Origin of the sequence: Bacteroides sp. MSK.20.82 (genome assembly GCF_019052485.1) — a bacterium.
GTDB classification, from domain to species: Bacteria; Bacteroidota; Bacteroidia; order Bacteroidales; family Bacteroidaceae; genus Bacteroides; species Bacteroides thetaiotaomicron.
On record NZ_JAHQUN010000027.1, the window covers coordinates 66,994 to 73,591 of the forward strand.

3 protein-coding genes and 1 pseudogene are annotated in these 6,598 nt (G+C 39.6%); all 4 read right to left on the bottom strand.

Annotated elements, in window-relative coordinates; translation table 11 throughout:
* Positions 1-255: 255 nt before the first annotated feature.
* Positions 256-1,014 (bottom strand): annotated as a pseudogene (locus KTR07_RS18990) (tyrosine-type recombinase/integrase); the annotation flags it as partial.
* A gap of 454 nt (positions 1,015-1,468) precedes the next feature.
* Complete coding sequence (locus tag KTR07_RS18995) at positions 1,469-2,563, bottom strand: OmpA family protein (protein ID WP_016269879.1); 1,095 nt, start codon at positions 2,561-2,563, stop codon at positions 1,469-1,471.
* Positions 2,564-2,653: 90 nt separating this feature from the next.
* The gene (locus tag KTR07_RS19000) at positions 2,654-5,749 is read right to left on the bottom strand and encodes a PL29 family lyase N-terminal domain-containing protein (RefSeq protein WP_048692238.1); all 3,096 of its coding nucleotides are present in this window, start codon (positions 5,747-5,749) and stop codon (positions 2,654-2,656) included.
* Positions 5,750-6,117: 368 nt separating this feature from the next.
* The gene (locus KTR07_RS28485) at positions 6,118-6,294 is read right to left on the bottom strand and encodes a hypothetical protein (RefSeq protein ID WP_270305747.1); all 177 of its coding nucleotides are present in this window, start codon (positions 6,292-6,294) and stop codon (positions 6,118-6,120) included.
* Between the last annotated feature and the right edge of the window lie 304 nt (positions 6,295-6,598).

Consider the following 6,598-nt stretch of genomic DNA (forward strand, 5'->3'; position numbering starts at 1 on the left):
TCTTTCGCCACGACACTATGCAGGAAAACCTCGATCTTTTTAATTGAAGATGAAAAACGGAGTTAAAACATGCAAATCTTACCGGAGATATTTGCTAATTGTCAGCGTCTTTGGTATTTTTGTCCTGAAAAAAAGCTTCTTTGAGTTGATGCAGAATAAAACAGAATATTGTAATTCGCTCGTTTCTAAAGTGTTACCTATTATCTACAAAGTGAGTGATAACTATTTTATTTTCAGTTAGATAGAGAATTGGTTGTGTTTAGCAGTGTATGAACTTAAGTCAGCAGTCAATCCTAACACTCCTTTCAGAATCACCAGTTGACTATTAAAATAACGAAGGGCCAGCTGATATTCACGATACGCTTCTTCTGTTCCTTCCTTGCTGGCGATCAGCGAAAAAAGATAAGGAGAGGCAGGATCAGTATTCATGTATTGCCTGATCAGTTTCATTGCTTCGGGCAGAAGAGTTACGGTCAGCATTCTGCCGGTCTTTCTTCGGCGATAAGTCAGGACATTCCCTTCTATATCACGCTTCTTCAAGTAAGCAAGGTCTACGAATGGAATGCCGCGAAGCATAAACATTAATAAAAAGAAGGCACGTGTACGTTGTAAGTCTCTGATTCCGGAATAAAGCTGATTCGGCAGCTTTGCCATCAATCGTTCCATATCCTCTTTGTCCAGTGCACGTTTTCTGTCAGCCCTCGTCCCTGTATAGACATAACGAAAATGATGAGGCACATAAGGAGCAAGATGTCGGTCAACCGCTCGGTTATACACTGCACGTAATGTGCGCATATAGGTGGAAACCGTATTCCAGCTACAATCTTTTCCACGCAAATACGTTTCGAATTTTTTTAGAAACTCCTGATTCACTTTCCGAAAAGGAAGATTCCCACTTCCGTGGAATGAAATGACGGCTCTCATACTACTCCTGTAAATATGGGCGGTCCCATAATTCCCACTTTCCCGCAGCCCATCGGCTACGTCTTTCATGAATGAAATTAAATTCCCCATTATTATACGAATTTAAATGATACTTAAAAGGCTGTTTTAAGAGGAAGAAGATTCCCTTTCCCATGCTTCTTCCATAACACCTTTTCTTTCTATTTCCCTAAATCTTAAAAGACAAAGATAGGGATATATTTGTTCAAAATCCCAAAGTGCTATTGGGCGTGTGACATTTTTGTATATATCTTAAGTTTTATATGGGGAAGAATTATCATCAATGATATGCAATAAAAAGGGACGTTCCCAGGGAAAAAGGGGAAATTAGGAACGTCCCTTGAATAGAGTTAGCGAAAAGTCCGGTCTTTCGCAAGTGCAGACCTTTCCTCTCTTCACTAAAATAAACTAAGGACTATAGTGGGGAAATCCTTAGTGGGGAAAAACGACTATCAATCGCTTCACAGAGACAGATACCCGCAAAGTAGTCGCATCCGTTACTTACGTATCGGTTGAGCAACATGATTTATTCAGCAATACAGATACTCACCCGGTTTTCTTCCGGTGTTTTGTAGGGCTGAACAGTATCACCTTTGGAATCGGCAATGATTCTATCAGGAGTTATTCCTTTTGTTTTCAGAACTTCTGCAACATTAGCTGCACGTTTTTCGGACAGTGTTTTATTGATCTTAGAATTTCCTGTATTAGCATCCGCATAGCCAGTCACTTTTACCTTGGCAGACGGATTCTTCTGCAAATATTCTACCAACATATTGATTTTAGACTTTTGGTCGTCTTGTATCTTAGCCGAGTTCAAGGCAAAAAAGATATCCTGTTTCATTAGCTGTACTACTACCTCTTTTCTAGGTTGTGGCTGCTCTACCACAGGAGCAGGTTTCGGTTGTTCCACCACGACCGGTTCCGGTTCGTAATACACAGGCGGGATTTCTTTATAACCTTTGCCAAATTTAATAGTCAAACCCACCAAAGCATTGAACTGCCAGTCGGCATTTCCCGCTTTCTTCGAATTAAACTTGTCGGAAAGAACATTGGCATTACCTTCTATATTGATAGCCAAACGGTCATTCAAGCGCAAGTTGCATCCCAGACCTAAGCGCCCGGCAACAAGAAACTTTCCTTCTGTCCAAAGATAGCCCATCGGGTAACCGGCTGCGTTAATTGCAACAGCTTCGTCATTGTCGAAGCCACGGTTAAGACCCGCTCCGGCAAATATATAGCCATTGAATACACGCTTGGGATTGAAACCACAAAACAGCGTACTCAAATCAGATACTATATCCACATTACCTTGAAGATATTTATATTTATAATCCTGCCGTGGAGCAACCCAACTACCTTTAGCCTGCCATCCGCTAACGCCTACACGAGCACTCCATGCGGGAGCAAACTGATAACCGACATTCAATGCAACTGCAGGAGATATAAGATCAGTGAATTTGGCCTCACCAACGGTATGCGCAGCACCAGCTTGTACCTGCATAAACCAATGGGATTTGAATTCCGTCTTACCTTCTTCTTTAATTCTCTGTTCTTGTGCAGAGACGGCTATACTGCCAAATAGCAAAGAAAACGCTGCTATCCACAATTTCTTTTTATTCATGCTCATCTCTTTTCTTTAAATAAGATATTTATTAAAGAAGGGTACCCTCTCTTATGAAGATACCCTTCTAAAACTATTTACAAGTTAATGTTAGTTCAAATCAGCGTATGAGCCTAATCCTTCAGGAGCAGCCAATGTTCCAAGGAATCCTGTAGCCGGTACAGTATACTTAGTATCCGCTTTCTTAACGTATACAGTGATTTCTTGGGTTTGTGTAGTTGTCTGTTCCGGTTGACCCATCCATGAATTCTTTATCGTTACATCGATAATAATCGGCTGATCAACATCACCAACCAATACACCTTCATCGTTGTTCCATTTCAGCAAGCCAACTTCTTTACCATCTGTCGATTTAAGTATTGAAGCATGTCTCTGTACAATAGCATCATTCTTATCCGAAAGTTTATAAGAAACTTCTACTTTATGCATCTTGAACAGGCCTTTACCAATCTCAACCTCATTTCTTTCGAACCAAGGCTCTTCTTGACTTCCATCAAACATCATACCATTCGTTTCACCTCTCTTTATATCATACAATTTAACGAAGCGGTAGATAGGCAGATAAGCACCTTCCTTCAGGACAGTAGTATTAGCTTTGTCAACCAAATACCAAGCTGCCGCTGCATTTACCTGAGCATAAACTACAGGATTAACGAACATGATGTCAAATTCACTAGTCTTAGTAGCTGATACAATGTTATTGATCTTACGATTATTTTTCGCTGCATCTTTCGTTTCAATATACTCAACGGCACGGACACGAATCTTTTTGCCCATCCATTTCTTATCAAAGATATTCAGTACGTGCTTATTAGTAGCAATATCTGTTGTAAGAGTCATCTCGCTTGCAGGAGCTGTAGTTACTAACTCGAAGTCCCATTGACCACAACCATCCCATGAATCCATGAATCCATCTTCGATAGTAGCTTTCATCAAGAACGGTGCGCCATAGTCTCCTGAAGTCGGTTGACCATAACCAAGCATATACTCTGTTCCTTCCCACATTGACGGGTTATAAGTCCATGTATGTACAGGATCTTTCACTACCAATGTAGCAGTAATAGTGAATGCTTTGTATGTAGGTGCAGTATTCGTTGTAGAATAAGTAAACTTAATCACATAAGTACCGGCACGCAACTGGTTCTTCAATCCGAAGTATACATTGTTATTGTCAGTAATAGCAGATCCTTCGATGTTAGAATAATCGATTGTCAAATTCTTACCTGCTTCTTCAGAATCAAAGCTCCAGCCATCAAATTTAACGCCATCCTTCGTTACTTCCACAGTCGGATTACCTCCACCATAATATTCTACGAATTTAGCTTTGCTTACTTGTAATGCATTAAAGTATTGGTCGAAGTCTATCTTAAGACCTTCCACAACAGTAGCAGTCTGATATGCAGTAGCTGCTGCCAACTTCGCACCGCCACCATACAAAGCTGTACAAGCCAACGTCTGTTCTTTCAAATCTGTATTAACAAAGTCTTTAGTCTGTTGCTCTTGTTCTACAAACTCAATCTTCATCAACTTACTCATAACAAATTTGCCATCTACATACATCTTTACTTTCAAAACAGCCTGGCGCCCGATAGAAGCAGATTGTTTGTCGATTACAGAAATTTTGCTACCATCCAATTTCAGATAACGTTTTGTCTGATCAACTTCAGCATCCATATAACTCACTGCCTCATATTGGAATGTTACGTTTTCAAAACCAAGATCAGTCAATACATATTGACTTTCATCTGCGTCAAAGCCTGTGTTAGTATGGAATTCTGTTGCCAAACCTGTGAGCAATGGTTCCAAATCCAAAGGATCAGCAGTATACAAAAATTTCAAATTAACAGGAAGACTTGCTAAATAATCGTTTACCTTAGTTTCTGCCTTCTTGTACATATCAGACAACAAAGGAAGAGCCGGAGCTTTTACTGTAGGATCAGCATATTTATCTGCATCAACAGCAAAACCAATAGTAGTTTCCTCTTGTTCAACCACCATACGTTTTGTAGCAACATAATCAGATACTACATTGATATTTGCAGTCTCACCAAGTTGTTCATTCGTATTCTTAACCATGTAGGCAAGCATATTCACTTTACCAGCCTCACCGTATTTAGTAGATTCTTTCATCGGTTTGCCATCTGGATTATCATAAGCAGTACCCTGTTCAGAATCATCTTTATACATTTTGAACGCATTTGGGTTATTGGCGTTATCACCAGCAGAGGCCTTTACTATCAATTTGCCACGGTCTGTAGTAGTTACTACTTTAGCCAAAGGTAACCCAACTTCAGTAGCTCTGGTAGTTGTTGTAGCTGTTTGTTCAACAAACGATATTCCAGTATAATATTGAGGATTTACATTAGCAGGATTCAATTTATATTCATATTCCGCCCATCCATTAACCAAAGTACGATATAATGGTTGATTACTACTATTATACTCATACACAGCCGTATTCTTCGAGTTGTTATCATATGCAATAACTGGCAAGAATACAACATCTCCTAAATCCTTATTGATATTTGAAGGTACATGTACTAAAGAAGAAACAAAAGTAGCAGAGTATTTATAAACTGTAGCAGAAGTTGCTTCACCAGCTTCATTCTTCAGATTACTGAAGATATAGTAGTCACCCATATCAGCAACAGAAACAACTCCTGGGACAATCCAAGTCTTATCAGTCTTGTTTTCCGGCTTCACTTCATTCTTGTACCAGAATCCGTCTTCACCCGGAATATAGGTATCACCGTCTTTACCTGGAGTACCCGGCTGTCCTGGTTCTCCCGGTTCACCCGGAGTACCTGGAGTTCCCGGCTCGCCCGGAGTGCCCGGTTCTCCTTTATCACCTTTAGCCTTGAACTCTGTTTTCTTACCATCTTGATACCAGTATCCGTCTTCACCAATCGTCCACTGAGTACCATCTTTTCCGGCATCACCATTTTTAATGGTAAAGCTCTTACCGTTGCTCAATGTTACTTCCACACCACCGGTAATGTTCTCAACTTTTGTGATCACAGATCCCCCTTCGATCAGCTTGTTGATTTCCGCAATAGCGTTGGCATTTTCGGTTATCTTCTGCTCTAACCGATCGATATCGTCATCGTAGTCCTTACAACCTACATATGAAAATGTGGTTAGCGCCAATGCTCCGAAAAACATCACTCTAATAAATTTTTTCTTCATAACTACTTAAAAATTACATTAATAATATATTATTAAACACTAAGTTCAAATAATATTCGCCCGTTACTTTGTAGGTAACGGGAAACAGCCTGTAGCTACTTCTGAAGAAGCGTCTAAAGGGTAGACAAGAAACATAAGTATCAAAATATATTTAACCCCTGCTTTAGAATAGCAGCAGAGGGGAGGGAAATCTTTTGCAATAATAAGAGAGCATGGTGTGTTCTTCACAAAAAATCCGCAGTTTTGTTTGGTGTATTTCCTTTTTTTAGTAGTTTATCAGAAAAAATATCTTTTTTGTTTGCATGTTTTCCAAAATATGTTCATCTTTGCAGCGTATTATCTCCCCGTTACCTACAAAGTAACAGGCTTTAATTCAAACAATTACCTACCGAGAAAGACTTCCTAAAGGAAGAGAAGACCATTACATTCGCTTCATCAATTTTCTTATTCTTGAAAGGTTTCAGATAAGTCTCTGTGACAGTGATAGATGAATGTCCCATCGCTTCTGAAATGACACCGGGGTGCACCTCACAATAATAAGCCATCGTAGCCCATGTGTGACGCGCCGCATAAGTAATATTTAGAAATGCAATAAAAAACAGAATGACGATAATTAAACGTAAAACGTTTATAATTAAGCATTTTGCGAGAATTGCAGAACAGACAGACCTGCAAAAGAAAACAAAATATTGCGACGTTTCAGTTACCAGACTGTTAGCCGCCTGTTTCGGAAACGACGGCAGGTAACCGAATTTTTACCGATAAGAACAAAGCGGATTTGTATTCACTGTTTCTCAATGTTTTGCATGCCAAAGGACGCTTTTCAAAGGAGTATTTTTACAACCTAAA

Bases quoted from the DNA above. Each gene is read 5' to 3' on its own strand.
- KTR07_RS18995 (WP_016269879.1), bottom strand. From the start codon at position 2,563: ATGAATAAAAAGAAATTGTGGATAGCAGCGTTTTCTTTGCTATTTGGC.
- KTR07_RS19000 (WP_048692238.1), bottom strand. From the start codon at position 5,749: ATGAAGAAAAAATTTATTAGAGTGATGTTTTTCGGAGCATTGGCGCTA.
- KTR07_RS28485 (WP_270305747.1), bottom strand. From the start codon at position 6,294: ATGGCTTATTATTGTGAGGTGCACCCCGGTGTCATTTCAGAAGCGATG.